At 63.1% G+C, this 25,430-nt stretch carries 22 protein-coding genes; 13 read left to right on the forward strand and 9 right to left on the reverse strand.

Going from position 1 to position 25,430, the window contains the following annotated elements; translation table 11 throughout:
- Positions 1-71: 71 nt before the first annotated feature.
- Positions 72-2,669, reverse strand: a complete 2,598-nt coding sequence (gene clpB, locus PW947_RS28855; RefSeq protein ID WP_299635845.1) for an ATP-dependent chaperone ClpB — start codon at positions 2,667-2,669, stop codon at positions 72-74.
- Positions 2,670-3,077: 408 nt separating this feature from the next.
- On the opposite strand from clpB, the gene PW947_RS28860 reads away from it, so the two are divergent.
- Positions 3,078-3,614 carry a group III truncated hemoglobin gene (locus PW947_RS28860; protein ID WP_299635847.1) on the forward strand — a complete coding sequence of 179 codons (537 nt, stop codon included), beginning with the start codon at positions 3,078-3,080 and terminating at the stop codon, positions 3,612-3,614.
- A gap of 33 nt (positions 3,615-3,647) precedes the next feature.
- On the opposite strand, the gene PW947_RS28865 is transcribed toward PW947_RS28860, so the two are convergent.
- The 6 genes from PW947_RS28865 to PW947_RS28890 all read right to left on the reverse strand — a co-directional run bounded on the left by PW947_RS28865 (position 3,648) and on the right by PW947_RS28890 (position 10,082).
- The gene (locus tag PW947_RS28865) at positions 3,648-4,097 is read right to left on the reverse strand and encodes a molybdenum cofactor biosynthesis protein MoaE (RefSeq protein WP_299635849.1); all 450 of its coding nucleotides are present in this window, start codon (positions 4,095-4,097) and stop codon (positions 3,648-3,650) included.
- Between the two features lie 10 nt (positions 4,098-4,107).
- The gene (gene moaD / locus PW947_RS28870; protein WP_299635851.1) at positions 4,108-4,365 is read right to left on the reverse strand and encodes a molybdopterin converting factor subunit 1; all 258 of its coding nucleotides are present in this window, start codon (positions 4,363-4,365) and stop codon (positions 4,108-4,110) included.
- Between the two features lie 27 nt (positions 4,366-4,392).
- The gene (locus PW947_RS28875; RefSeq protein ID WP_299635853.1) at positions 4,393-5,712 is read right to left on the reverse strand and encodes a molybdopterin molybdotransferase MoeA; all 1,320 of its coding nucleotides are present in this window, start codon (positions 5,710-5,712) and stop codon (positions 4,393-4,395) included.
- A 264-nt stretch (positions 5,713-5,976) separates the two neighbouring features.
- On the reverse strand, positions 5,977-7,428 hold the full coding sequence (gene thrC / locus PW947_RS28880; RefSeq protein ID WP_299635855.1) for a threonine synthase: 1,452 nt from the start codon (positions 7,426-7,428) through the stop codon (positions 5,977-5,979).
- Between the two features lie 7 nt (positions 7,429-7,435).
- Complete coding sequence (locus PW947_RS28885; RefSeq protein ID WP_299635857.1) at positions 7,436-8,767, reverse strand: homoserine dehydrogenase; 1,332 nt, start codon at positions 8,765-8,767, stop codon at positions 7,436-7,438.
- Positions 8,768-8,834: 67 nt separating this feature from the next.
- Positions 8,835-10,082, reverse strand: coding sequence for a pyridoxal phosphate-dependent aminotransferase (locus PW947_RS28890; RefSeq protein WP_299635858.1), 1,248 nt, complete (start codon positions 10,080-10,082; stop codon positions 8,835-8,837).
- Between the two features lie 390 nt (positions 10,083-10,472).
- On the opposite strand from PW947_RS28890, the gene PW947_RS28895 reads away from it, so the two are divergent.
- From PW947_RS28895 to PW947_RS28950, 12 genes are all read left to right on the forward strand, one after another.
- Complete coding sequence (locus tag PW947_RS28895; protein WP_299635860.1) at positions 10,473-10,847, forward strand: Mth938-like domain-containing protein; 375 nt, start codon at positions 10,473-10,475, stop codon at positions 10,845-10,847.
- 160 nt (positions 10,848-11,007) lie between these two features.
- Positions 11,008-12,699 (forward strand): glycosyltransferase family 39 protein, encoded by a 1,692-nt coding sequence (locus PW947_RS28900; protein WP_299635861.1) that lies wholly within the window; start codon positions 11,008-11,010, stop codon positions 12,697-12,699.
- A gap of 88 nt (positions 12,700-12,787) precedes the next feature.
- Positions 12,788-13,159, forward strand: a complete 372-nt coding sequence (locus PW947_RS28905) for an EamA family transporter (protein WP_299635862.1) — start codon at positions 12,788-12,790, stop codon at positions 13,157-13,159.
- A gap of 326 nt (positions 13,160-13,485) precedes the next feature.
- Complete coding sequence (locus PW947_RS28910) at positions 13,486-14,637, forward strand: DegT/DnrJ/EryC1/StrS aminotransferase family protein (RefSeq protein WP_299635863.1); 1,152 nt, start codon at positions 13,486-13,488, stop codon at positions 14,635-14,637.
- A 6-nt stretch (positions 14,638-14,643) separates the two neighbouring features.
- Positions 14,644-15,699 (forward strand): glycosyltransferase, encoded by a 1,056-nt coding sequence (locus PW947_RS28915; RefSeq protein WP_299635864.1) that lies wholly within the window; start codon positions 14,644-14,646, stop codon positions 15,697-15,699.
- Positions 15,696-16,631 carry a formyltransferase gene (locus PW947_RS28920; protein ID WP_299635865.1) on the forward strand — a complete coding sequence of 312 codons (936 nt, stop codon included), beginning with the start codon at positions 15,696-15,698 and terminating at the stop codon, positions 16,629-16,631. Before PW947_RS28915 ends, PW947_RS28920 begins: the two co-directional genes overlap by 4 nt.
- Positions 16,628-17,674, forward strand: a complete 1,047-nt coding sequence (locus PW947_RS28925) for a bifunctional UDP-4-keto-pentose/UDP-xylose synthase (RefSeq protein ID WP_299635868.1) — start codon at positions 16,628-16,630, stop codon at positions 17,672-17,674. The genes PW947_RS28920 and PW947_RS28925 overlap by 4 nt, the downstream gene beginning before the upstream one ends.
- A gap of 10 nt (positions 17,675-17,684) precedes the next feature.
- Positions 17,685-18,581 carry a polysaccharide deacetylase family protein gene (locus PW947_RS28930; protein ID WP_299635870.1) on the forward strand — a complete coding sequence of 299 codons (897 nt, stop codon included), beginning with the start codon at positions 17,685-17,687 and terminating at the stop codon, positions 18,579-18,581.
- A 128-nt stretch (positions 18,582-18,709) separates the two neighbouring features.
- Positions 18,710-19,171: a peroxiredoxin gene (locus tag PW947_RS28935; protein WP_299635873.1), complete on the forward strand. Its 462-nt coding sequence runs from the start codon at positions 18,710-18,712 to the stop codon at positions 19,169-19,171.
- Positions 19,172-19,515: 344 nt separating this feature from the next.
- Positions 19,516-21,369: a PhoH family protein gene (locus PW947_RS28940; RefSeq protein ID WP_299635874.1), complete on the forward strand. Its 1,854-nt coding sequence runs from the start codon at positions 19,516-19,518 to the stop codon at positions 21,367-21,369.
- Positions 21,370-21,612: 243 nt separating this feature from the next.
- Positions 21,613-22,707, forward strand: coding sequence for an NlpC/P60 family protein (locus PW947_RS28945; RefSeq protein ID WP_299635876.1), 1,095 nt, complete (start codon positions 21,613-21,615; stop codon positions 22,705-22,707).
- Positions 22,708-22,840: 133 nt separating this feature from the next.
- Entirely contained in the window at positions 22,841-23,641 is an 801-nt protein-coding gene (locus tag PW947_RS28950; RefSeq protein ID WP_299635878.1) for an SDR family oxidoreductase, read from the forward strand.
- Between the two features lie 129 nt (positions 23,642-23,770).
- On the opposite strand, the gene PW947_RS28955 is transcribed toward PW947_RS28950, so the two are convergent.
- Entirely contained in the window at positions 23,771-24,781 is a 1,011-nt protein-coding gene (locus PW947_RS28955) for an inorganic phosphate transporter (protein WP_299635879.1), read from the reverse strand.
- On the reverse strand, positions 24,781-25,407 hold the full coding sequence (locus tag PW947_RS28960) for a DUF47 domain-containing protein (protein ID WP_299635881.1): 627 nt from the start codon (positions 25,405-25,407) through the stop codon (positions 24,781-24,783). The genes PW947_RS28955 and PW947_RS28960 overlap by 1 nt, the downstream gene beginning before the upstream one ends.
- Between the last annotated feature and the right edge of the window lie 23 nt (positions 25,408-25,430).

Here is a 25,430-nt window from a genome sequence, read left to right on the forward strand (position 1 = left end):
AACGGATTGCTCCGTTGCCTTTTCGTGCGACACCCGCTGTCAGACAGCGAGCATGCCGATGCTGCTGTCGTTTAGTGAACGATCCGTTCGAACATCAGCTTGCCGTCTTCCACTTCGACGGGAATCACGTCCTTCGGACCGAACTTGCCGGCGAGAATCAGCTTCGCGACCGGATTTTCGATTTCCTGCTGGATCGCGCGCTTCAACGGCCGCGCACCAAACAGCGGGTCGTACCCAACCTTGCCGATCAGTTCGAGCGCTTCGTCCGACACCATCAACTGCATGTCGAGCTTTGCGAGGCGTTCGTGCAGACGTTGCAACTGGATCTTCGCGATCGACTGGATATTGCTGCGGTCGAGCGCGTGGAACACCACGACGTCGTCGATCCGGTTCAGGAATTCAGGGCGAAAATGCAGCTTCACTTCTTCCCACACTGCGTCCTTCACCAACTCCTGCGGCTCGCCGACCATCGCCTGGATCACCTGCGACCCGAGGTTCGACGTCATCACGATCACCGTGTTCTTGAAGTCGACGGTGCGCCCTTGCCCGTCCGTCATCCGGCCGTCGTCGAGCACCTGCAACAGCACGTTGAACACATCCGGATGCGCCTTCTCGACTTCGTCGAGCAGGATCACGCTATACGGCTTGCGACGCACGGCTTCCGTCAGATAACCGCCTTCTTCGTATCCGACATACCCCGGCGGCGCACCGATCAGACGCGCGACGCTGTGCTTCTCCATAAACTCGCTCATGTCGATACGGATCAGATGGTCTTCCGAATCGAACAGGAACGACGCCAGCGCCTTGCACACCTCGGTCTTGCCCACACCCGTGGGCCCAAGGAACAGGAACGAACCGTACGGACGATTCGGATCCGACAGACCCGCACGCGAACGGCGGATCGCATCGGCGACCGCGCTGATCGCTTCGTCCTGACCGACCACGCGTTCGTGCAGCTTCTCTTCGATCTGCAACAGCTTTTCGCGCTCGCCCTGCATCATCCGCGACACCGGAATACCCGTTGCGCGCGACACGACTTCCGCAATTTCCTCCGCGCCGACCTGCGTGCGCAACAAACGCGGACGGGTCGGATTGTGTTGCTCGTCGGCTTCGGCCTGCGTGACTTCCTTCAGTTGCTGTTCGAGCCCCGGCAGCTTGCCGTATTGCAGTTCCGCCACCTTTTCGAGCTTGCCTTCACGTTGCAAACGCGTGATTTCCGCACGGGTTTTCTCGATCTCTTCCTTCAACTGCGCGCTGCCCTGCACCGCTGCTTTTTCGGCGGTCCAGATCTCTTCGAGGTCGGAATAATCGCGGTTCAGCCGCTCGATTTCTTCCTCGATCAGTTGCAGACGCTTTTGCGACGCTTCGTCCTTTTCCTTCTTGACGGCTTCGCGTTCGATCTTCAACTGGATCAGGCGACGATCGAGACGATCCATCTCTTCCGGCTTCGAATCGATTTCCATCTTGATCTTCGACGCGGCTTCGTCGATCAGGTCGATGGCCTTGTCGGGCAGGAAACGGTCGGTGATATAGCGTTGCGACAGTTCCGCGGCCGCGACGATAGCCGGGTCCGTAATATCGACGCCGTGATGCAGCTCATACTTTTCCTGCAAACCGCGCAGGATCGCGATGGTTGCCTCGACCGACGGTTCGTCCACCAGCACCTTCTGGAAACGGCGTTCGAGCGCCGCATCTTTCTCGATGTACTTGCGATATTCGTCGAGCGTGGTGGCGCCGACGCAATGCAGTTCGCCGCGCGACAGCGCCGGCTTCAGCATGTTGCCCGCGTCCATCGCGCCTTCGGCCTTGCCCGCGCCGACCATCGTATGGATTTCGTCGATAAAGACGATGGTCTGGCCTTCGTCTTTCGCGATGTCGTTCAGCACGGCTTTCAGACGTTCCTCGAACTCGCCGCGATATTTCGCGCCGGCCAGCAGCGCCGCCATATCGAGCGACAGCACGCGCTTGCCCTTCAGGGTTTCTGGCACTTCGCCATTGACGATGCGCTGCGCGAGCCCTTCGACGATCGCGGTCTTGCCCACGCCCGGCTCGCCGATCAGCACCGGATTGTTCTTGGTGCGGCGTTGCAGGATCTGGATGGAACGGCGGATTTCGTCGTCACGGCCGATCACCGGATCGAGCTTGCCCGCACGGGCGCGCTCGGTCAGATCCACCGTGTACTTTTTCAGCGCTTCGCGCTGGCTTTCGGCATCCTGGCTGTGGACCTGCGAGCCGCCGCGCACCGCCGCGATGGCCGATTCGAGCGACTTGCGCGACAGGCCGTGCTGACGGGCCAGACGACCGGCTTCGCCTTTGTCGTCAGCGACCGCGAGCAGGAACATTTCGCTGGCGATGAACGTATCGTTCAGTTTCTGCGCTTCCTTGTCCGCCTGATTGAGCAGGCCGATCAGGTCGCGGCTGAGTTGCACGTTTCCGCCCGCGCCCTGCACCTGCGGCAGCCGGGTAATGGCTTCTTTCAGCGAACCTTGCAGCGCCTGCACGTGCACGCCGGCACGCGATAGCAACGAACGCGCCGAGCCGTCCTGTTGCGCGACGAGCGCCGCGAGCAGGTGAAGTGGCTCGATATACTGATTGTCTTGACCGACCGCAATGCTTTGCGCGTCTGACAGTGCTTCCTGGAATTTAGTGGTGAGTTTGTCGATTCTCATCAGGAGACCTCCAATTTCAATTACTTCCAAAATGAGGCGATTTTGGCTGGTTTCAAGCACTTTTTTGGACGCGACGCGAAGTTTTTCGCACGACGCGGCAGGACGCGGCCGACGACGGTTTATGCGGCTCGTGACACGCTTCCGCATATTGTGTGCGAAGCCGGAAATACGAGCGGCCGACCCCGTTTTTTGACGAGACCGGCTTGATCTGGCGCAATGGCTTGCCCGAGCCCGGACGAATCGACGGATGACCCGACCGGCCGAAGGCTTGTCGCTCGTGCGGCTCGGCAATAAGATGCCGGGAGAAATCCGCGATGGCGGGCGCGCAGCGCGTTGCAGGTTCCGCGCGCGCCCGTTATGACTTTTGATGTGTGTGCCGGTGCGAACCGGTTTGCCGGTGATGAGCGAATGAACCCTTCCTTTCCTGCGGCACCGACGGTCGAACGTCAGTCCGAACCCACCGAATCCAATATCCGCGAGCTGGTCTATGCGTTTTACGACCGCGTGCGCGCCGATGCGCTGCTAGGACCGGCCTTCGAACAACGGCTTGCGGGCCGCTGGGACGAGCATCTGCCGAAGATGTGCACGTTCTGGGGCAGCCTCGTGCTGGGCGCGAAGCAATATCGTGGCAATGTCCAGCAGGCGCATCAGCCGCTCGAAGGCATCGAGCCGGCCCATTTCAGCCGCTGGCTCTATCTGTTTCTCGACACGGTCGAGACGCGATACGAACCCGCCGCAGCCGTGCGCTTTATGGAACCGGCGTTGCGGATCGCGCAGAGTCTGCAGTTGAGCAAGTTTGGATGGGATTACGTGGTGCCGGCGGAGCAGATCGAATTGCTCGAACGGATTGCGCCGCGTCGCGCGCGCGACCCGTCCGAAGAACATCCAGGCCGGGCGCGCGGCGAGCCGTTTCCGGCGAAGATTATCGGTCGTGGCGACGACTGAGCGTTCGGGCCGCGTCAAACACGCCCGTCGCGCTTATTTCCACTTAGCGATGGCGTGATCGTCGGAGAGCCGCGCGTCTACCCAGCGTTCTCCGGCGTCGGTCTTTTCCTTTTTCCAGAACGGCGCCTCGGTCTTCAGATAATCCATCACGAATTCGCACGATGCGAAAGCGTCGCCGCGATGCGCGGCCGTCGTCGCGACGAGCACGATCTGATCGAGTGGATACAGTTTGCCGACCCGATGCACGATCAGCACCTCGATGCCCGCCCAGCGCTCACGCGCCTGCCCCGCGATCGCCTCCAGCGATTTCTCCGTCATGCCCGGATAGTGTTCGAGCTCCATCGTCTCGACGGCGCTGCCGTCGTTCAGATCGCGCACCGTGCCGACGAAGCACGCCACCGCGCCGATCTTCGGATTCTGCGCGCGCAACGCCGCCACTTCGGTGGTGAGGTCGAAATCTTCGGTCTGTACACGGATGGTCATGGCTGTGCGCTCAACCACCCGTGACGGGCGGGAAAAAAGCGACCTCGCAGCCATCGGTGATGCGCGTGCTGGCCTGGGTCATTTCGTGATTGCACGCCATCCGCAATGCACGGCCTTCGGCGAGCGTCTCCGCCCACGCGCCGCCGCGCGCGCGTAGCCAGCCGCGCACGTCGCCGACCGTCGCAATGCCGTCGGGCACATCGACCGTCTCGCCCGAGCTGTCCAGCGCCTCGCGGACGCTCGCAAAATATCGCAGTTCAATCTTCATATCGGAGCACGCCGGCTGTCGCCGACGTCAGTTCAGCAATTCGGAAAAGGGAATGAAACGCACGGTTTCCCCGGCGCTGATGGTGTGATTGGGCGGATTGTCGATCAGGCCGTCGCCCCAGACCGTCGAGGTCAACACCGCCGAACTCTGGTTCGGAAACAGATCGAGCCCGCCAGTCGCGTTGACGCGCGCGCGCAGAAACTCGTTACGACGATCGCCCTTTTGCTGCGTGAAATCGGCGCGCAGCGACAGCGCGCGCGGCGAGACCGTGCGCACGCCCGCCAGACGCAGCAGGAACGGGCGGACGAACAGCAGAAAGGTGACGAAGCTCGATACCGGATTGCCGGGCAAACCGATAAAGAAGGTTTCGGCCACGGTGTTCGTGGCGTTCGTGGCGTTCGTGGCGTTCGTGGCGTTCGTGGCTTGCGTGGCTTGCGTGGCGTCAGTGCCGGTTGCCGGCTCCGCCGCGAGCGCTTCGCCATCGCTGGCCGGTCGTCGTACCGCGCCGAACGCGAGCGGCTTGCCCGGTTTCATCGCGATCTGCCACATCGACAGACGGCCTTCCGCTTCGACCGCAGGCTTCACGTGATCTTCCTCGCCGACCGACACACCGCCGCACGTCAGGATCAGGTCGTGAGCCTGCGCGGCGTCGCGCAACGTGGCGCGCGTCGCGTCGAGCCGGTCTGCGACGATGCCGTAATCGGTGACGTCGCAACCGAGGTTCACCAGCAGGCCGCGCAACGTGAAGCGGTTCGAGTTGTAGATCGCGCCTGGTTTGAGCGGGTCGCCCGGCATCGTCAATTCGTCGCCGGTAAAGAACACGGCCACTTTCACGCGTCGCTGCACGGTCAATTCCGCGCAACCGACCGACGCCGCCAGCCCCAACGCCTGCGGCGTCAGCCGCGTCCCTGCGGGCAGGATCACCGAGCCGCTGCGGATGTCCGCACCTTGCGCGGTGATCCATTCGCCGGCATTCGGTCGATGCAGGATCGTCACTTCGTCACCGGCGACTTCGGCTTGCTCCTGCATCACGACCGCGTCCGCGCCTGGCGGCACGGTGGCGCCCGTAAAGATGCGCGCCGCCGTACCCGCTGCGAGCGGCTGCGGCGCGTGGCCGGCCGGAATGCGCTGCGAGACCGGCAAGCGGCCCGTTCCCTGCGTCAGATCCGCCGTGCGCACGGCGTAGCCGTCCATCGAACTGGTGTGCATCGGCGGCACGTCTAGCGGCGACACGACGTCGACAGCCAGCACGCGATTCAGCGCGTCGAGCGTCGACAGCGTTTCAGTGCCGTCGATGGCGCGCGCGGCGCCAAGCAAGGTGGCGAGTGCGTCGGCAGTGGACAGCATGGGAGCACGGGGAGCGGGAGGCGTCGACATCGATGAATACGCGTGGGACGGAAAAGATCATTGTAGCGGCGTGCCGCGCGACGCGGGGACCGCTGGCCGAACGGCCAGCGCATCTGATGGATCGGCTTCGCCGAAAGCAGAACGGCCATGACGCAGATTGCGCTTTCGCACAACTGGCCATGGCCGTTTCCGATGAGGCTTCCGACGGCGCTGCCGCCGCGTCACGCCCGGATCATCCCGATCGTGACGCAGCGAGCGCGCAATTCATTCGCCGGTGTGTTCGGCGACGTACGCCTTCACGCGCGCGGCGTCCGCCGGCAACACGTCGAAACGCTGCGGCAACGCCTCGATGCCGGAGAACGCGGCCGGACGCTCCGGCTCGCGCAACAGCGCTTCGCGAATCGTTTCGCCGAATTTGACCGGCTGCGCGGTTTCCAGAACGATCATCGGAATGCCCGCTTGCAGATGTTCGCGCGCAACCTTCACGCCGTCGGCGGTATGCGTGTCGATCATCGTGTCGTAACGCTGAAACACGTCGCGAATCGTATCGACGCGGTCGGCGTGGCTGCTGCGACCCGACACGAAACCGAACTGCTGCACGCGAGCGAAATCGCCGCTTGCCGCCAGATCGAAACCGCCCTTTTCCTCGACGTCGCGGAACAGTTGCAGCACCCGTGCCGAATCGCGGCCGAGCAGATCGAACACGAAACGTTCGAAGTTCGACGCCTTCGAAATATCCATGCTCGGGCTGGTGGTGTGATACGTCTCCGCCGACTTGCGCACGCGATACACACCCGTGCGGAAGAACTCGTCGAGCACGTCGTTTTCGTTGGTGGCGACGACGAGCTTCTCGATCGGCAAGCCCATCATGCGCGCGATATGCCCGGCGCAGACGTTGCCGAAATTGCCCGACGGCACGGTGAACGACACGCGCTCGCCGTTCGACTTCGTCGCGGCGAAATAGCCCTTGAAGTAGTAGACGACCTGCGCGACCACGCGCGCCCAGTTGATCGAATTGACCGTGCCGATCTTGTGCTTCGCCTTGAACGCGTGATCGTTCGAGACTGCCTTGACGATGTCCTGGCAATCGTCGAACACGCCTTCGACCGCGATGTTGTGGATGTTCGGGTCTTGCAGGCTGTACATCTGCGCGGTCTGGAACGCGCTCATTTTCTTGTGCGGCGACAGCATGAACACGCTGACGCCCTTCTTGCCGCGCATCGCGTATTCGGCGGCGCTGCCGGTGTCGCCGGAGGTCGCGCCGAGAATGTTCAGCGTGTCGCCATGTTTGGCCAGCGCGTATTCGAACAGGTTGCCGATCAACTGCATCGCCATGTCCTTGAACGCGAGCGTCGGACCGTTGGACAGTTCGAGCAGCGACAGTTGCGTGTCACCCTCAATGCCGAGCGTCTTCAGCGGCGTGATCTGCGACGCGCTTTCGTCGTCGCGCACGTTGCAGTACGTGGCCGCCGTGTACGTGCGGCGGGTCAGTTCGCGCAGGTCGTCGGCAGGAATGTCGCCGGCGAATTTCGACAGGATTTCGAACGCGAGATCCGCGTACGAAAGCGTGCGCCAGCGGCTCAGTTCGTCGGCGGTGACACGCGGATACTCGGCCGGCAGATACAGACCGCCGTCTTTCGCGAGACCGCCCAGCAGGATGTCCGAAAACAGATGACGCTCGCCGGCACCGGCGCCGCGTGTGGAGATGTAGTTCATAGTCGGCCTAGTTCAGCGATTCCATGCGCAGCTTCGTGACCTTCGACACCACGGTCTTCAGCGCTTCGATCGTGGCGATCGCCGCGTTCACGTTCTTTTCGACCGTTTCGTGCGTGATCAGGATGATGTCGGTTTCGCCCTTGCCGTTCGCGTCGACCTGCTCCGATTCCTTCTGCAGCAACGCGTCGATCGAAATGCCTGTGTTGGCGAGGATGCGCGTGATGTCGGCCAGCACGCCGGTCACGTCGGCCACGCGCAAGCGCAGGTAGTAGCCGCTCGTCACTTCTTCGATCGGCAGGATCGGCGTGTTCGACAGGCTGTCCGGCTGGAACGCCAGATGCGGCACGCGATGCTCCGGGTCTGCCGTATGCAGGCGCGTCACGTCGACCAGATCAGCGACCACCGCCGACGCCGTCGGCTCCGCGCCCGCGCCCTTGCCGTAGTACAGCGTCGTGCCGACCGCGTCGCCATGCACGACGACCGCGTTCATCGCGCCTTCGACATTCGCCAGCAGACGCTTTTCCGGGATCAACGTGGGATGCACGCGCAGTTCGATGCCGGTTTGCGCACGACGCGCGATGCCCAGCAGCTTGATCCGGTAGCCGAGTTCTTCCGCGTACTTGATGTCGATCGCGTCGAGCTTGCTGATGCCTTCGATATGCGCACGGTCGAACTGCACCGGCACGCCGAACGCGATCGCGCTCATGATGGTCGCCTTGTGCGCGGCGTCCACGCCTTCGATGTCGAAGGTCGGGTCGGCTTCCGCGTAACCGAGTTCCTGCGCGGCCTTCAATGCCGTGGCGAAATCCAGACCGCGATCGCGCATTTCCGACAGGATGTAGTTGGTCGTGCCGTTGATGATGCCGGCGATGTACTGGATACGATTCGCGGTCAGACCTTCGCGCAGCGCCTTGATGATCGGAATGCCACCGGCGACCGCCGCCTCGAACGACACCATCACGCCGTTGGCGCGCGCCGCTTCGAAGATTTCGGTGCCGTGCACCGCGAGCAGCGCCTTGTTGGCCGTCACCACGTGCTTGCGGTTTTTGATCGCCCGCAGCACGAGTTCGCGCGCGATGCCCGTGCCGCCGATCATTTCCGCGACGATGTCGATGGACGGATCGTCGACCACCGAACCGAAGTCGTCGGTAATCGCGACGGAGCCGGCCGCATCGCCGAGCGCCGTGGTGGCCTTCGCCGGATTGCGCACCGCAATGCGCGTCACCTCAATGCCGCGACCCGCGCGACGTTTGATTTCTTCCTGATTGCGGCGCAGTACCGTGAAGGTGCCGCTGCCCACCGTGCCGAAGCCCAGCAGTCCAACTTTGATCGGTTCCATGCAGCGTGTGTCTTAGTAGGTTAAAAATAAAAGTGTCTGGATCGGGCCGCGTGATCGGGCCGCAGGTTCAGGCTGCGTGACGTTTGCGGTAGCCGTCGAGGAAACGCGCGATCCGGTTGATCGAATCGGCGAGATCGTCGACGTTCGGCAGGAACACGACACGGAAGTGATCCGGCGTCTTCCAGTTGAAACCGCTGCCCTGCACCAGCAGCACCCGCTCTTCCAGCAACAGTTCGAGAATGAACTGCTGATCGTTCTGGATCGGGTACATCTTCGGGTCGAGGCGCGGGAACATATACAGCGCCGCTTCCGGCTTCACGCAGGTCACGCCGGGGATCGCCGTCAACATGTCATACGCGAGTTCGCGCTGTTTGTACAGGCGACCGCCGGGGACGATCAGGTCGTTGATGCTCTGGTAGCCGCCCAGCGCGGTCTGGATCGCGTACTGGCCGGGCACGTTCGGGCACAGGCGCATCGAAGCCAGAATACCGAGGCCTTCGAAATAATCCTTCGCGCGACGGCGGTTGTCGCCGGTTAGCCCGGAAATGAACATCCAGCCCGCGCGATAGCCGCACGAACGGTAACTTTTCGAAAGACTGTTGAACGTGACGGTCAGCACGTCTTCGGACAACGCGGCCATCGCGGTGTGCTCGCGGCCGTCGTAGACGATCTTGTCGTAGACCTCATCGGCGAAGATGATCAGGCCGTGTTCGCGCGCGATCTGGATCAGTTCGCGCAGCAGGTCGTCCGAGTACAGCGCGCCCGTCGGATTATTCGGGTTGATCACGACCAGCGCCCGCGTATTCGGCGTGATTTTCGCGCGGATGTCGTCCGGGTCGGGCATCCAGCGGTTCGCTTCGTCGCAGATGTAATGCACCGGCGTGCCGCCCGACAGGCTCACGGCCGCCGTCCACAGCGGGTAGTCGGGCGCGGGCAGCAGGACTTCGTCGCCGTCGTTCAGCAGGCCTTGCATCGCCATCACGATCAGTTCCGACGCGCCGTTGCCAATATAAATATCGTCCAGTTCGACGCCGCGCACGCCCTTTTGCTGCGCGTAGTGCATCACCGCCTTGCGCGCCGCGAACACGCCTTTCGAATCCGAATAGCCGGACGAACCCGGCAGATTGCGAATCATGTCCTGAATGATCTCGTCGGGCGCATCGAAACCGAACGGCGCGAGATTGCCGATATTCAGCTTGATGATCCGGTGGCCTTCGTCTTCGAGGCGCTTCGCGTGTTCGAGGACCGGCCCGCGGATGTCGTAGCAAACATTCAACAGCTTGTTGGATTTGAGAATCGGATTCACGGCGGGCACTTCATCCTGGGTAATTGAGCTTGGCTGGTCTAGCGGCGCGCGGGTTGCACCCAACGACGCGCGAGGCAGGCGCGAAAGTCTGGCGGGCGGCGGCGGGTGGGCGCGCTCCGGCAAACCGGTCTGAATCCGGGCGACCCGGCGGATTGCGCCGACAATGACCCGAAAAAAGCGGAAACGGATCTCGCGCGACAGTCCTGCAAAGCTTTCGCAGGCGCCGCCGAGCCGCTAAAAAGTTATAATTTAGCGGATTTTGGCCGACTTCCGCAATGCACCAAGCGCATCGGCGAGCCGGCCGGCGCGTGCTGCGCCCGGCGCGCGAGGGCCGCGTAGCGTTGTTATACGCTTGCGCGCCCCGCGCCGCCGCCTCACGACCCCTTCGGAACACCAAATTTGAAATTACATCAGGATTCGAGCGGCGCCCTCAACACCGTGACCGCATACGGCGCCGACTACGTCGAAATCAATCTCCAGCGTCACACCGGCAGCATCCTCGTGATGCCCCAAACGCCTGTCGTCGCATGGCCGGTGTCGTCGTTCGACGCGCTGGGCGCCGAGCATTTCGCGATGTTGATCGCGCCGGCGCCCGAAGTCGTGATCTTCGGTAGCGGCCAGAAACTACGCTTTCCGCACCCGCGCCTGACCGCCGCGCTCGCCGCAAAACGGATCGGCGTCGAGACGATGGACTTCAAGGCGGCCTGCCGCACCTATAACATCCTGATGGCCGAAGGCCGCAAGGTCGCCGCGGCGTTGCTGATCGAAAGCTGACCGCGCGCCGGCGCGTCGCAGCAATCCCGCCCGCATAAGGGTGTCTTAAGTGCCGGCTGCCATACTGCGGGCCGCCGCGCGACCACAGCGTTCGCGTACACTTCGCGGCCAGGAACAACTCAAACGGCGCGACTGCGCGCCGACACCAAGGCAAACCTTCATGAACGATACGCCTTTGCGGCTACCGCTCAATCGCACCGCCATCCTGTTGCTGGTGGTGGCGCTCGCCGTGATCTGGTTCGTGCCGCTCGGCTGGCGTCATCTGCTGCCCAGCGACGAAGGCCGCTACGCCGAAATGGCGCGCGAGATGTTCGCCACCGGCGACTGGATCACGCCGCGCTACAACGGCTACAAATACTTCGAAAAGCCGCCGCTGCAAACCTGGGCCAACGCGCTGACGTTCGCGTGGTTCGGGCTCGGCGAATGGCAGGCGCGGCTCTACACGGCGCTGACCGGCTTTGCCGGCGTGCTGCTGATCGGCTATACCGGCGCGCGCGTGTTCAACGCAGCCACCGGCGTATTCGCCGCGATCGTGCTGGCGACCTCGCCGTACTGGAACCTGCTGGGCCACTTCAACACGCTCGACATGGGCCTGTCGTTCTGGATGGAGCTGACGATGTGCGCGCTGCTGCTCGCGCAGCGCCCCAACCTGCCCATCGCGCAGGTACGCGGCTGGATGTGGGTGTGCTGGGGATCAATGGCGCTCGCGGTGTTGTCGAAGGGCCTCGTCGGGCTGATCCTGCCGGGCGCGGTGCTGGTGCTGTACACGCTGGTCGCGCGCGACTGGGCGCTGTGGAAGCGCCTGCACCTGATCGGCGGGTTGATCGTGTTTTTCGCGATCGCCACACCGTGGTTCGTGCTGGTGCAGGATCGTAACCCCGAATTCCTGAACTTTTTCTTTATCGTCCAGCAGTTCAAGCGCTATCTGACGCCTGAACAGAACCGTCCGGGCGCGTTCTACTACTTCGTGCCGGTGCTGCTGATCGGCTTCCTGCCGTGGCTGTCGGTCAGCGTGCAAAGCGTGCGCCATGCGCTGCGCGTGCCGCGTCAGCCGAACGGCTTCGCGCCGACTCTCCTGCTGCTGGTCTGGTCCGCGTTCATCTTCCTGTTCTTCAGCGCGTCGCACTCGAAGCTGCTGTCGTACACGTTGCCGATCGCCCCCGCGCTGGCGCTGCTGATCGGCCTGTACCTGCCGCTGGTCGCGCCGCAGACGCTGCGCCGCCATCTGGCGGGCTATGCGGTGTTTCTGGTCGCAGGCCTGTTCGGCGCGACGTTTCTGTCGCGCGCCGGCGACGCCCGCAACCCGACCGCGCTCTACATCGAATTCCGCGTCTGGGTGTGGGCCGCGCTGGGCGTCGCGCTGGTGTTCACGCTGATCGCGCTGTGGTTCGCGCGGCGCAGCTTCAGCGAACGCCGGGGAATCGTCGGCGCGGTGGCCGTGTTCGGCACCGCGTGGCTGCTGCTGGGCACCATCGCCGGTACCGGTCACGACGTGTTCGGCCGCCTCAGTTCCGGCGCGCCGCTCGCGCCGGCGGTCCGCCAGGCGCTGGCGAAACTGCCGCCCGACACGCCGTTCTATTCGGTGGGCGTGCTGGATCACACGTTGCCGTTCTATGTCCGTCATACGACGATCATGGTCGAACACGCGGACGAACTGACGTTTGGCGTGACGGTCGAACCGCAAAAATGGGTACCGACGATCAACGAATGGGTCGAGCGCTGGAAGGCCGAGCGCTACGCGGTCGCGCTGCTGCCCGCGTCGACGTATGACAGGTTTGCAGCGCAGCATTTGCCGATGCAGGTGATCGCGCGCGACTCGCGACGCGTGATCGTCGAGAAGCCGCAGCCGTAACGGTCCTCGCGAGGCGGCGTCCCGCCTCGCCCAATATCGACGGCGGCGCCCCGAGGGTCGCCGCGATCACACCGGAAAACACGTTTAGATGAACCCGATTTCCCTGATCTGCATCCTGGCCGGCGTGTCGCTGAACGCGTGTGCGCAGTTGCTGCTGAAAGCCGGCACAAACGCCGTTGGACACTTCGAATTCACCCGTGCGAACATCCTGCCGATCGGCTTCAAGCTGGCCACCCAGTTGCCGATCGTCGGCGGGCTGGCGTGCTATGTGATCAGCGTCGGCGTGTGGGTGATCGGCCTGTCGCGGGTCGATGTGTCGATCGCGTATCCGATGCTGTCGCTGGGCTATGTCGTCAATGCGTTCGCCGCGTGGTATCTGTTCGGCGAAGTGCTGTCGGTGCAGAAGCTGGTCGGGATTGCGATCATCCTGGTCGGCGTGGTCGTGCTGGCGCGCAGCTGATTGCGCACCCGCAGATGGGCGGCCCTTGCCCGTGGCCGGTGACCGGCCGCTGCCCTTGCCTTACCCTTGCTTCAACCGGTTTCGGCTCCATCTCCGGACATCTTGCCGCGCAATAACCTGCGGTAAGGTCTGGTAAGCGCATGACACACTAAACTGGGTGCTCGCCGAACCGCGCCGGTCCGTGTCGAAGTACCTTACCGGTCGCTGTGCTTCAAGGTCGTGTCCTTCTCGCATGTGCCGCGCCCAACCGCGCAGGCGCTGCCCGACGAAGGCGCGGCCGGGCCGGCACCGCCCTTTTTCTATCGAGCTAACGAGCGAAGCTTTCAATGAGCCAGTCATCCGTTCCGTTTTTGCCGTTTGTCCGTCCGGAAATCGACGAAGAAACCATTCAGGGTGTCGTCGACGTGCTGCGCTCCGGCTGGATCACGACCGGCCCGCAGAACCAGAAGTTCGAAGCTGCGCTGTCGGAATTCTGCGGCGGCCGTCCGGTGCGCACGTTCAACTCCGGCACGGCCACGCTCGAGATCGGTCTGCGGATTGCCGGCGTGGGCGAAGGCGATGAAGTCATCACGACACCCGCATCGTGGGTCTCGACCAGCAACGTGATCTACGAAGTAGGCGCAACACCCGTGTTCGCCGACATCGATCCCGTCACCCGCAATATCGACCTCGATCTGCTCGAAAAAGCCATCACGCCGCGTACGAAGGCGATCATTCCGGTCTATCTGTCGGGTCTCCCGGTGGATATGGACCGGCTGTACGCGATCGCCCGCGCGCACAAGCTGCGCGTGATCGAAGACGCGGCGCAGGCGTTCGGTTCCACCTGGAACGGCAAGCGGATCGGCGCGATCGGCGATCTGGTCTCGTTCAGCTTCCATGCGAACAAGAACCTGACGTCGATCGAAGGCGGCGCACTCGTGCTGAACGACGAAGCCGAAGCGGTGCTCGCGCAAAAGTACCGCCTGCAAGGCATCACCCGTACCGGTTTCGACGGGATGGACTGCGATGTGCTGGGCGGCAAGTACAACCTGACCGATGTCTCCGCGCGCGTCGGTCTCGGTCAGTTGCCGCACCTGGAGCGCTTCCTGGCGCAGCGCCGAAAGCTTGCGCGCGCATACTTCGCAGGTCTGGAAGGCGCGCCGGCTACGCAACTCGGGGTCGGCCTGCCGTTTGCGGACTTCGATAACAGCAACTGGCACATGTTCCAGATCACGCTGCCGCTCGACAAACTGAACCTCGACCGCGCGGGGTTCATGGCGCAACTGAAGGAGCGCGGGATCGGCTCAGGCGTGCACTATCCGGCGATTCACCTGTTCTCGCTGTATCGTGCGCGCGGCTTCAAGGAAGGGATGTTCCCGCACGCGGAGCGCTTCGGCGCGACCACCGTGACCCTGCCGCTCTTCACGCAGATGAGCGAGGACGACGTGGCGCGAGTCTGTCGTGCGGTCAATGAAATTTGCGAACAATACGGAAAATAAGCGGAAATGAGTCAAACGGAATATCGCTCCGTCAGGCCGGAAGTGTCGATCATCATTCCGGTCTACAACGAAGAGGCCGGACTGGGCGAGCTGTTTACGCGCCTGTATCCGGCGCTCGACGCGCTCGGCACGTCGTATGAAGTGATCTTCATCAACGACGGCAGCCGCGACAAATCGCCGGCGCTGCTCGCCGCACAGTTTCGTGCGCGCCCGGACACCACGCGCGTGATCCTGCTCAACGGCAATTACGGCCAGCATATGGCCATTCTCGCGGGCTTCGAGCAATCGCGCGGCGACATCGTCATCACGCTCGACGCCGATTTGCAAAATCCGCCGGAAGAAATTGCAAAGCTGGTCACGAAAATGCGTGAAGGCTACGACTACGTCGGCACGATCCGCCTTCAGCGTCAGGACAGCCTGTTCCGTCGCAAGGCGTCGCGCGCGATGAACCGTCTGCGCGAGCGCATCACGCGCATCAAGATGACCGATCAGGGTTGCATGCTGCGCGCGTACAGCCGCCACATCATCGACACGATCAACCGCTGCGGCGAGATCAACACGTTCATTCCGGCGCTCGCGTACACGTTCGCGCAGAACCCGGTCGAGATCGAAGTCGCGCACGAAGAGCGCTTCGCGGGCGAGTCGAAATACTCGCTGTACAGCCTGATTCGTCTGAACTTCGACCTCGTGACGGGCTTCTCGGTCGTGCCGCTGCAATGGCTGTCGTTTATCGGCGTGATTCTGTCGCTCGGTTCGGCGGCGTTGTTCGTGCTGCTGCTGATTCGCCGCTTTATCATCGGCGCGGAAGTGCAAGGTGTGTTCACGCTGTTCGCCATCACGTTCTTCCTGCTCGGCGTGATCATCTTCGCGCTCGGGCTGCTCGGCGAATACATCGGACGGATCTATCAGCAGGTGCGCGCCCGTCCGCGTTATCTGGTGCAGACCATCCTCGAAGAGCGCGACGGCACCGCCGTCGCCGAAGCGCCGCGTCAGTCGCTGGTGCAGGCGGTGCAAGCCGCCCCGCTGGCAACGCCGGAACGTGGCCAGGGACCGGAACTATGAAACCGCGTGCAGTCGTTTTCGCGTATCACAACGTCGGCGTGCGTTGCCTGCAGGTGCTGCTCGCGCGCGGCGTCGATGTCGCGCTGGTCGTCACTCACGAAGACAACCCGTCCGAGAACATCTGGTTCGGCAGCGTCGCGTCCGTCGCGGCCGAACACGGCATCAAGGTCGTGACGCCGGCAGACCCGAACAGCGCGGAACTGCGCGCCGCGCTCAGCGCCGCGCGGCCCGACTTCATCTTTTCGTTCTATTACCGTCACATGTTGCCGGTCGATCTGCTCGCGATAGCCGCGCGTGGCGCGTACAACGTGCACGGCTCGCTGTTGCCGAAATACCGCGGCCGCGTGCCGACCAACTGGGCGGTGATCCACGGCGAAACCGAAACCGGCGCGACGCTGCACGAAATGGCCGCAAAGCCGGATGCGGGCGCGATCCTCGCGCAAACGCCGGTGCCGATCCTGCCCGACGACACGGCCGCGCAAGTGTTCGACAAAGTCACCGTGGCCGCCGAGCAAACCTTGTGGCGCGTGCTGCCGGCTCTGCTGGCCGGTGAAGCGCCGCATTTGCCGAACGACCTGTCACACGGCAGCTATTTCGGTGGACGCAAGCCGGAAGACGGCCGGATCGACTGGCAACAACCGGCGCAACAGGTCTACAACCTGATTCGCGCGGTCGCGCCGCCGTATCCCGGCGCCTTTACGGATCTCAACGGGCACCGTTTCATCGTGGCGCGGGCGCGTATGGCGCCGCCCAACGCGCTTCAGTCGGATTTGCCCCCCGGCCTGCACGTAAGCGATAATGCCGTTTTCGCGATATGCGGCGACGGCCGCGCGATCGCCATCCACGAATTGCGGCAGCAGCACGACGGCCGCGAGTCCGTCGTGACCCCCGCCGAATTCTCCGAACTCATTCTTTCTCCCCGTCATTCATGAAAAAAGTCCTGATTCTGGGCGTGAACGGCTTTATCGGCCATCACCTGTCCAAGCGCATTCTCGAAACGACCGACTGGGAAGTGTTCGGGATGGATATGCAAACCGAACGCCTCGGCGACCTGATCAACCATGAGCGGATGCACTTCTTCGAAGGCGACATCACGATCAACAAGGAATGGGTCGAATATCACGTCAAGAAATGCGACGTGATCCTGCCGCTGGTCGCCATCGCGACGCCCGCTACCTACGTGAAGCAGCCGCTGCGCGTGTTCGAACTCGACTTCGAGGCGAACCTGCCCATCGTGCGTTCCGCAGTGAAGTACGGCAAGCACCTGGTGTTTCCGTCCACGTCGGAAGTCTACGGAATGTGCTCCGACGAGCAGTTCGATCCGGACGAATCCGCCCTCACCTACGGCCCGATCAACAAGCCGCGCTGGATCTACGCATGCTCGAAGCAGTTGATGGACCGTGTGATCTGGGGTTACGGCATGGAAGGCCTGAACTTCACGCTGTTCCGTCCGTTCAACTGGATCGGCCCGGGCCTCGACTCGATCTACACGCCGAAGGAAGGCAGCTCGCGCGTGGTCACGCAGTTCCTGGGTCACATCGTGCGCGGCGAGAACATCAGCCTCGTCGACGGCGGCGCACAGAAACGCGCGTTCACCGACATCGACGACGGCATCGCCGCGCTGATGAAGATCATCGACAACAAGGACGGCGTCGCGTCGGGCAAGATCTACAACATCGGCAATCCGACCAACAACTTCTCGGTGCGTGAACTCGCGCACAAGATGCTGGCGCTGGCCGCCGAGTTCCCGGAATACGCGGACATGGCCAAGCAGGTGCAGCTGGTCGAGACGTCGTCGGGCGCTTACTACGGCGCCGGCTATCAGGACGTGCAAAACCGCGTGCCGAAGATCGACAACACGATGCAGGAACTCGGCTGGGCGCCCACGTCCACGTTCGACGAAGCGTTGCGCAAGATTTTCGAAGCGTATCGCGGCCACGTCGGCGAAGCGCGCGCGCTGGTCGAACAGCAATAAGGGCCGCGCCTTGGCCCGCATCGTTCTGAAGATCGACGTCGATACGCTGCGCGGCACCCGCGAAGGCGTACCGAATCTCGCGCGTATCTTCGACCGCTTCAAGGCGCGCGCCACCTTTCTGTTCAGCCTCGGTCCCGACCACACCGGTTGGGCGATGCGTCGGGTGTTGCGCCCGGGGTTTCTGCAGAAGGTGTCGCGCACGTCGGTGGTCGAGCATTACGGCGTCAGGCAGTTGATGTACGGCGTGCTGCTGCCGGGCCCGGACATCGGCGTGCGCGCTGCGTCCGAGATGCGTGCAATCCACGAGGCCGGCTTCGAATGCGGCATCCACACGTGGGATCACGTGTACTGGCAGGACAACGTGCGTGCGCGCGACGCCGCATGGACGTCGAAGCAGATGCAGAAAAGCCACGACCGTTTCGCGCAGATCTTCGGTGCGCCGCCCGTCACGCACGGCGCGGCGGGCTGGCAGATGAACGGTCACGCGTTCGAACAGATCGACGCATGGGGCATGCAGTACGCGTCCGACGGACGCGGTCATTCGCCGTATCTGCCGGTGCTGAACGGCAGGACGCTGCATCACGTGCAGATGCCCACCACACTGCCCACGCTGGACGAGATTCTCGGCGTGGATGGCGTGGATGAAAGCAACGTCGCCGCGCATCTGCTGAAGCGCACCGAAAACAATCCGCACGACCAGGTGTTCACGCTGCACGCGGAACTCGAAGGCCAGAAACTCGCGCCGATCTTCGAGCAACTGCTGACCGGCTGGCGCGCGCAAGGTCATACGTTCGCGACGATGGGCGACTACTACGCCACGCTGGACCGCGACACGTTGCCCACGTACCCTGTGACCTGGGGTGAGATCGCCGGGCGCTCCGGTGAGCTGATCGTCCAACCCGACTGATCCACGCCGCTTGCGTCGCGATCGTCTGCCCAAACAGCCTCGACCACCGGCTGCGCATGCGCACCGGCCGTGACCGGAAACGGCACGGCCTCGCGCCGCGCGGCCGGCAATAACAAACGGAGAAACACGTGTCCATCGCAGTCGATCAACCCGTCCCCGACTTCACCGCCGCCGCTACCGGTGGCGACATCACGTTGTCTAGTCTTCGGGGCAAGAAGGTGGTGGTGTATTTCTACCCGAAGGACAACACGCCGGGCTGCACGACCGAAGGTCTGCAATTCCGCGATCTGTACCCGAAATTCGTCGAAGCCGGCGCAGAAGTGCTCGGCGTGTCGCGCGACAGCCTGCGCTCGCATGACAACTTCAAGGCGAAGCTCGAACTGCCGTTTCCGCTGCTCTCCGATCAGGACGAAGCGCTGTGCGCGCTGTTCGGTGTCATCAAAATGAAGAAAATGTATGGCAAAGAAGTACGTGGGATCGAACGCTCGACCTTCCTGATCGACGCCGCCGGCGTGCTGCGCGAGGAGTGGCGCGGTGTGAAAGTGCCGGGCCACGTCGACGATATTCTGGCGGCTGTACAAGCGCTGTGAGGCGCGTTATATTGATTTTCAATGAGTGCCAGTCCAACCCATCATTTCCGCCGCCGCGCCGGATTTCACGCCGCCGAAGTTGACGTCGTGAGGCGCCGCGCGATGACCGAAAGCAAGCCGCTTGCTCCATCTGCTGGGGCGGCGGCTTTTTTAATTGCGCGAAGCCGGCCTTTCGCCTGTTCGCGCACTTCTCCCAAGGAGCCGATCGAAACTCAGGCGAACCGGCATCTCTAGACCGAAAGCGCGCCTCCGGGCGCAAACTGCCGCGCAGCAACGATGTGTGCAAGACGGCAGGATGCGACAGGCGGCGCACGATATGTGACCCGATAATTTCGAGGGAAACCATGCCTTTGCCTACCCCACCCAGCAAGCTCGGCAATCTGTTGCCGCCTGACGAGTACAAGGCCAAAGCCCAGCCGGCCCGTTCCGCGAAGAAAACGGGCAGCGTTGGGGAGCAAGCGGAGTCGGCCGATTACGGTCAGACCAGCGTCGCCGCGCCGATGGCGAGCGCCGCCAACGCGGCCACCACGTTGCGCCCGGTTCCCGTCGCCGCCGCTTCCAGCGCGGCACTCGAGCCCGTCGCGCCGGCGCCGACGCGCGGTCGCAAGAAACAGACGGCCGCCCTGCTGCAACCAGTTCCGACGCCTGCCGCGCCCGTCCAGGCGCCCGCTGCCACGCCCGCACCCATTGCGCCGACCGTCGCGCGCAGCGGCAAACAGGCCGACACCAGCACGCCGGTCGCCGCCGCCGAGCCCGCCACGCGCGGCACGACCAAAAAGCGCAGCAATGCCGCCGACCCGGCCGAGATCAAGAAGCTGTTCGTGCTCGACACGAACGTGCTGATGCACGATCCGACCTGCCTGTTCCGCTTCGAGGAACACGACGTCTATCTGCCGATGATGACGTTGGAAGAACTCGACAATCACAAGAAAGGCATGTCGGAAGTGGCGCGCAATGCGCGTCAGGTCAGCCGCACGCTGGACGCGCTGGTCGCCAATGCAGGATCGATGTCGGAAGGCATTCCGCTGTCGCGTCTGGGCAGCCGCGAAGCATCCGGCCGTCTGTATTTCCAGACCAAGCTGACCGATATCGAGCCGGTCGAAGGTCTGCCGCAAGGCAAGGCCGACAACCAGATTCTCGGTGTGGTGCGCGCGCTGCAACGCGATCATTCGGATCGCGAGGTCGTGCTGGTGTCGAAAGACATCAACATGCGGATCAAGGCGCACGCGCTCGGCCTGCCGGCCGAAGACTACTTCAACGATCAGGTTCTCGAAGACAAGGACCTGCTGTACTCGGGCATTCGCGCGCTGCCGCAAGACTTCTGGACCAAGCACGCGAAGGGCATGGAAAGCTGGCAGGACACCAAAACGGGCACCACGTATTACCGTGTGACGGGTCCGCTGTGCCAGTCGATGCTCGTCAACGAGTTCGTGTATCTGGAGCCGCAAAACGGCGAGCCGACGTTCCACGCGATCGTCCGCGAACTGAACGGCAAGACCGCGCTGTTGCAGACGCTGCGCGATTACGGTCATCACAAGAACAACGTGTGGGGCATCACGGCGCGTAACCGTGAACAGAACTTCGCGCTGAACCTGCTGATGAATCCGGACATCGACTTCGTCACGCTGCTCGGTCAGGCCGGTACCGGCAAAACGCTGGTCGCGCTGGCGGCCGGTCTCGCTCAGGTGCTCGACGACAAGCGCTATAACGAGATCATCGTGACGCGTGCGACGGTGCCGGTCGGCGAAGACATTGGCTTCCTGCCGGGCACGGAAGAGGAAAAAATGCAGCCGTGGATGGGTGCATTCGACGACAACCTCGAAGTGCTGCAAAAAACCGACGACGCCGCCGGCGAATGGGGTCGCGCGGCGACGCAGGAACTGATCCGCTCGCGTCTGAAGGTCAAGAGCATGAACTTCATGCGCGGCCGGACGTTTGTGGACAAGTACCTGATCATCGACGAAGCGCAGAACCTGACGCCGAAACAGATGAAAACGCTGGTCACGCGCGCGGGTCCGGGCACGAAGATCATCTGTCTGGGCAATATCGCGCAGATCGACACCCCGTATCTGACCGAAGGCAGTTCCGGCCTGACGTACGTGGTCGACCGCTTCAAGGGTTGGGCGCACAGCGGTCACGTGACGCTGGCGCGCGGCGAGCGTTCGCGCCTCGCGGATTACGCGTCGGACATTCTCTAAGCCATTCTGTTTCGCTGGCTCCAAAAGCCGCGCCGGGTTTCCCGGCGCGGCTTTTTTCATGGCATCGCCGGATTCGCGGGGCCTGCCGGACGCTCCATCACCCGAAACCCGGGAAATCGATACGACACTTAGCGCCGGATCTTCAAGTGATTTATCAAGAATTCTTGCCCGTCCCATGCTGGACGGCTAATATCGGCACATTGCCTCGCCTTTAAGCGAGCGTTTACGCTCGCGCCGCCTTGTATGTACCGACTCGGAATTTCGTTGCTGATCGTGTTGCTGCTCGCCGCCTGTTCGGGCGCGCCGCAGAAAACGTCGCGCGGGCCGAGTTCGTCCACGGCCGCCAGCGGCGCGTTCCGCACGATTCCGCCCGGCTTCCCGAATTTCGTCGATCACAGCGTGGGTCGCGAGGAAATCTCCATTCAGGCGATGAGTCTGGTCGGCATTCCGTACCGTTGGGGCGGTAATACGCCGGATAGCGGCTTCGATTGCAGCGGTCTGGTTCGGTATGTGGTTCAACGCGCGGCTTCGGTGAATCTGCCGCGCACCACCGCCGACATGAGCGGCCGCGGCGAATCGATCGACCCCGACGAAGTCGCGCCCGGCGACCTGATTTTCTTCAACACCACCGGCCGCGCGCATTCGCACGTCGGGATTTACGTCGGCAAACTGCGCTTCGTGAACGCGCCTTCGACGGGCGGCACGGTGCGCCTCGACTATCTGACCAATCCGTATTGGGCCAAACGCTTCGACGGAATCCGTCGCGTGGCCGCGCCGACCGCACCGCCGAAACCCGCGCCGTTCGATGCCCCGGCGTATCAGGCGTCGGTGGCACCCGAACCCGTCGCGCCGCAAGCTGTCGCGCGACCGGCGACACAAGCGGCGACGTCGAATGAAAACACCGGATATGGCGCGCAGTCGCGGCTTACGCCGGGTAGCGGGACCTCCGCTGTTTCCGCTACGGCTAATGCTGGCGTATCCACGGCCACGGCTCCGGCCCCGATGGCTCAGGCCGATCAGTTCGAGCCGCCGCCGCCCGTGCTGAGTGCCGCACAAATGCAGGCGCGTGCAGCGGGTGCGGTGACGCCGTCGGCCGTTGCGCCGACGCGCGCTGGCGGCCGCGAAGACGCGATCGACGCCGCCGCCGATGCATTCGAGCCACCGCCGTCTTCCGCATCGGCCGCTGCGCGCCAGGCGCAGCAAGCCCAATACCACGAATCCGCCGACTCACCCGGCGACGTGCAGATCATGCGTGCCTCGACGGCCTCGCGCGGCATCCCCGCCGCCACACGCACCACCGACGATCCGATCGCCCGTTTCGCAAACGGCAGCTACTAGCGTCGCGCGTGGCGGGGTTTCTGCACCCACGCGTGCAAAACCCGGCCGTCCGGCTAACGTTGAAGCGGGCCGCCCCGCCGTCGTCCGCGATCTGCTATCGTTTTCGGTATTCTTCCGATAGCGGGTGTTCACCATGGATCTCGGCTTAAACAGCAAGGTGGTGTTGATCACGGGCGGCAGCAAAGGCATCGGCCTCGCGTGTGCACGCGCATTTGCGAAAGAAGGCGCGAAAGTCGCGATCGTATCGCGCGACCCGGCCAATCTCGCCCGGGCTCGCGAGCAGCTCAAGGGTGAAGGACTGAATGTCCACCTGACCCGCGCCGACCTGCACGAACCGCACAGCGCCGCGGACATCGTCGAAGAAGTCACCACCGCCGTCGGCCCGATCGACGTGCTCATCAACAGCGCGGGCGCCGCGCGTCGCTACGACCCGGAATCGCTCGATGCCGACGCATTCCGCGCGACGATGGAAGCCAAATATTTTCCGTATATCTATCCGCAGCAGGAAGTGTTGCGACGCATGGCCGAGCGCGCGAAAGCCGGCGGCGAGCCGGGCACGATCGTCAATATCATCGGCATGGGCGGCAAGATCGCCAGCGACATCCATATTGCCGGGGGCGCCGCGAACGCCGCGCTGATGCTGGCGACGGTCGGCCTCGCGCACTATTACGCGCGCTATGGAATCCGGATCAACGCGATCAATCCCGGCTCCACGCTGACCGAACGCGTCGAGGAAGCGCTGAAACTCGAGGCGTCGCAGCATGGCATCGGCACCGACGAAGCGCTTGCGCGCGGCCAGGCCAAAGTGCCGTTGGGACGTTTTGCGAAGCCGGAAGAGATTGCGGATGTCGCGCTATTTCTGGCGAGCCGCCGCGCGAGCTATGTGACGGGCGCGATTGTCCCGATGGATGGAGGCAGCGCGCCGCTGATCTGATGCAGACTGCGGCGCGCGGATTGATGTGTGTGGTGCGTGTAATGCTTATGCTTGTCGCGAAATGTTCTGCGCGTGCCGGACGCTGTGCCCGGCCCGCGCTTCACGCATGACGCGGTGTGCGCCGTGCGCCTAGAACAGTTGACGGCCGAGCCAGAAACCACCGGCAGCGAGGATCGCCGATGCTGGGATTGTCAGCACCCACGCCCAGATGATATTGCCGGCCACGCCCCAACGCACGGCGCTCAGCTTGCGCGTCGCGCCGACACCGACGATCGCGCCGGTAATCGTGTGAGTGGTCGACACCGGAATACCGAGCCACGACGCGATAAACAGCGTGATCGCCCCGCCCGACTCCGCGCAGAAACCACCAACCGGCTTCAGCTTCGTGATCTTCTGACCCATCGTGCGAACGATTCGCCAGCCGCCGAACAGCGTGCCGAAGCCCATCGACAGATAACAGCCGCCGATCACCCACAGCGGCGGGGAATCGGCGGTGGCCGATGCATAACCGGTGGCGATCAGCAGCATCCAGATAATGCCGATGGTTTTCTGCGCGTCGTTGCCGCCGTGACCCAGGCTATACAGCCCCGCCGACACCAGTTGCAGACGCCGGAACCGCCGGTCGACCTTGCTGGGTGGCGTGCGGAAATAGATCCACGAAACCGCCAGCATAAAGAACGAACCGAGGACGAAACCGAGCAGCGGCGAGATGAAAATAAACGCGACCGTCTTCATCAGACCGTCGAAATTCAGCGAGCCCATGCCGGACTTGGCCAGCGCCGCGCCGACCAGACCACCGATCAACGCGTGCGACGAGCTCGACGGAATACCGTAGTACCACGTGATCACGTTCCAGCCGATCGCGCCGACCAGCGCACCGAACACCACGTAGTGATCGACGATGGCCGGGTCGATCGTGCCTTTGCCGACCGTCTGCGCCACCTTCAGATGGAAGATGAAATACGCGATCACGTTGAAGGCGGCCGCGAAAGCAACCGCTTGTTGCGGCTTCAGCACGCCGGTCGACACGACCGTGGCAATGGAATTCGCCGCGTCGTGAAAACCGTTCATGAAGTCGAACACGAGCGCGACGGCGACCAGGGTGGCAACCACCCAGATAGCGAGTTGGATCGAATGCATCAGGCGTTTTCCAGCACAATACCTTCGATGATGTTCGCTACGTCCTCACACTTGTCGGTGATGGTTTCCAGCAGCTCGTAAATCGCCTTCAGCTTGATCAGATTCTTGACGTCGTCTTCTTCGCGGAACAGCTTGGACATGGCCGAGCGCAGCACGCGGTCAGCTTCCGATTCCAGACGGTCGATTTCCTCGCAGGCCTTGAGGATGGCGCTCGCCTGCTTCATGTCCGACAGCAGCGCGACAGCGGCTTGCACGCGTTCGGACGTTGCCGTGCAGATATGGGCGAGCTGGCTGGCCTCGGACGTGACGGCGCGCACGTCGTACAGCGAAATGGCGGTGGCGACGTCCTCCATCAGATCGAGGATGTCGTCCATCGTCGTGATGAGCTTGTGGATCTCGTCGCGGTCGAGCGGCGTGATAAACGTCTTGTGCAGCAGGTCGATGGTTTCGTGCGTGAGCTTGTCAGCTGCCTTTTCGGCATTTTGCACGTTCTGCTTGTGGATTTCGGCGTCCTGCAGATTGTCGATCAGCAGCTCGAGTTCGTGGCTCGCCGAGACGATGCACTTTGCGTGTGCATTGAAGATTTCAAAGAACTTGCCCTCGGTGGGCATGAATCGACCGAACATTGGAATCCCGAAAAATGGTCACA

Origin of the sequence: Paraburkholderia sp. (assembly GCF_028283785.1) — a bacterium.
GTDB lineage: Bacteria > Pseudomonadota > Gammaproteobacteria > Burkholderiales > Burkholderiaceae > Paraburkholderia.

Excerpts from the sequence above, each read along its gene's own strand:
- PW947_RS28910 (WP_299635863.1), top strand. The coding sequence starts at position 13,486 with ATGAGCCAGTCATCCGTTCCGTTTTTGCCGTTTGTCCGTCCGGAAATC.
- PW947_RS28885 (WP_299635857.1), bottom strand. The coding sequence starts at position 8,767 with ATGGAACCGATCAAAGTTGGACTGCTGGGCTTCGGCACGGTGGGCAGC.
- PW947_RS28920 (WP_299635865.1), top strand. The coding sequence starts at position 15,696 with ATGAAACCGCGTGCAGTCGTTTTCGCGTATCACAACGTCGGCGTGCGT.
- PW947_RS28865 (WP_299635849.1), bottom strand. The coding sequence starts at position 4,097 with ATGACCATCCGTGTACAGACCGAAGATTTCGACCTCACCACCGAAGTG.
- PW947_RS28925 (WP_299635868.1), top strand. The coding sequence starts at position 16,628 with ATGAAAAAAGTCCTGATTCTGGGCGTGAACGGCTTTATCGGCCATCAC.
- PW947_RS28950 (WP_299635878.1), top strand. The coding sequence starts at position 22,841 with ATGGATCTCGGCTTAAACAGCAAGGTGGTGTTGATCACGGGCGGCAGC.
- PW947_RS28915 (WP_299635864.1), top strand. The coding sequence starts at position 14,644 with ATGAGTCAAACGGAATATCGCTCCGTCAGGCCGGAAGTGTCGATCATC.
- PW947_RS28960 (WP_299635881.1), bottom strand. The coding sequence starts at position 25,407 with ATGTTCGGTCGATTCATGCCCACCGAGGGCAAGTTCTTTGAAATCTTC.
- PW947_RS28860 (WP_299635847.1), top strand. The coding sequence starts at position 3,078 with ATGAACCCTTCCTTTCCTGCGGCACCGACGGTCGAACGTCAGTCCGAA.
- PW947_RS28875 (WP_299635853.1), bottom strand. The coding sequence starts at position 5,712 with ATGCTGTCCACTGCCGACGCACTCGCCACCTTGCTTGGCGCCGCGCGC.
- PW947_RS28955 (WP_299635879.1), bottom strand. The coding sequence starts at position 24,781 with ATGCATTCGATCCAACTCGCTATCTGGGTGGTTGCCACCCTGGTCGCC.
- PW947_RS28940 (WP_299635874.1), top strand. The coding sequence starts at position 19,516 with ATGCCTTTGCCTACCCCACCCAGCAAGCTCGGCAATCTGTTGCCGCCT.
- PW947_RS28900 (WP_299635861.1), top strand. The coding sequence starts at position 11,008 with ATGAACGATACGCCTTTGCGGCTACCGCTCAATCGCACCGCCATCCTG.
- thrC (WP_299635855.1), bottom strand. The coding sequence starts at position 7,428 with ATGAACTACATCTCCACACGCGGCGCCGGTGCCGGCGAGCGTCATCTG.
- clpB (WP_299635845.1), bottom strand. The coding sequence starts at position 2,669 with ATGAGAATCGACAAACTCACCACTAAATTCCAGGAAGCACTGTCAGAC.
- moaD (WP_299635851.1), bottom strand. The coding sequence starts at position 4,365 with ATGAAGATTGAACTGCGATATTTTGCGAGCGTCCGCGAGGCGCTGGAC.
- PW947_RS28905 (WP_299635862.1), top strand. The coding sequence starts at position 12,788 with ATGAACCCGATTTCCCTGATCTGCATCCTGGCCGGCGTGTCGCTGAAC.
- PW947_RS28945 (WP_299635876.1), top strand. The coding sequence starts at position 21,613 with ATGTACCGACTCGGAATTTCGTTGCTGATCGTGTTGCTGCTCGCCGCC.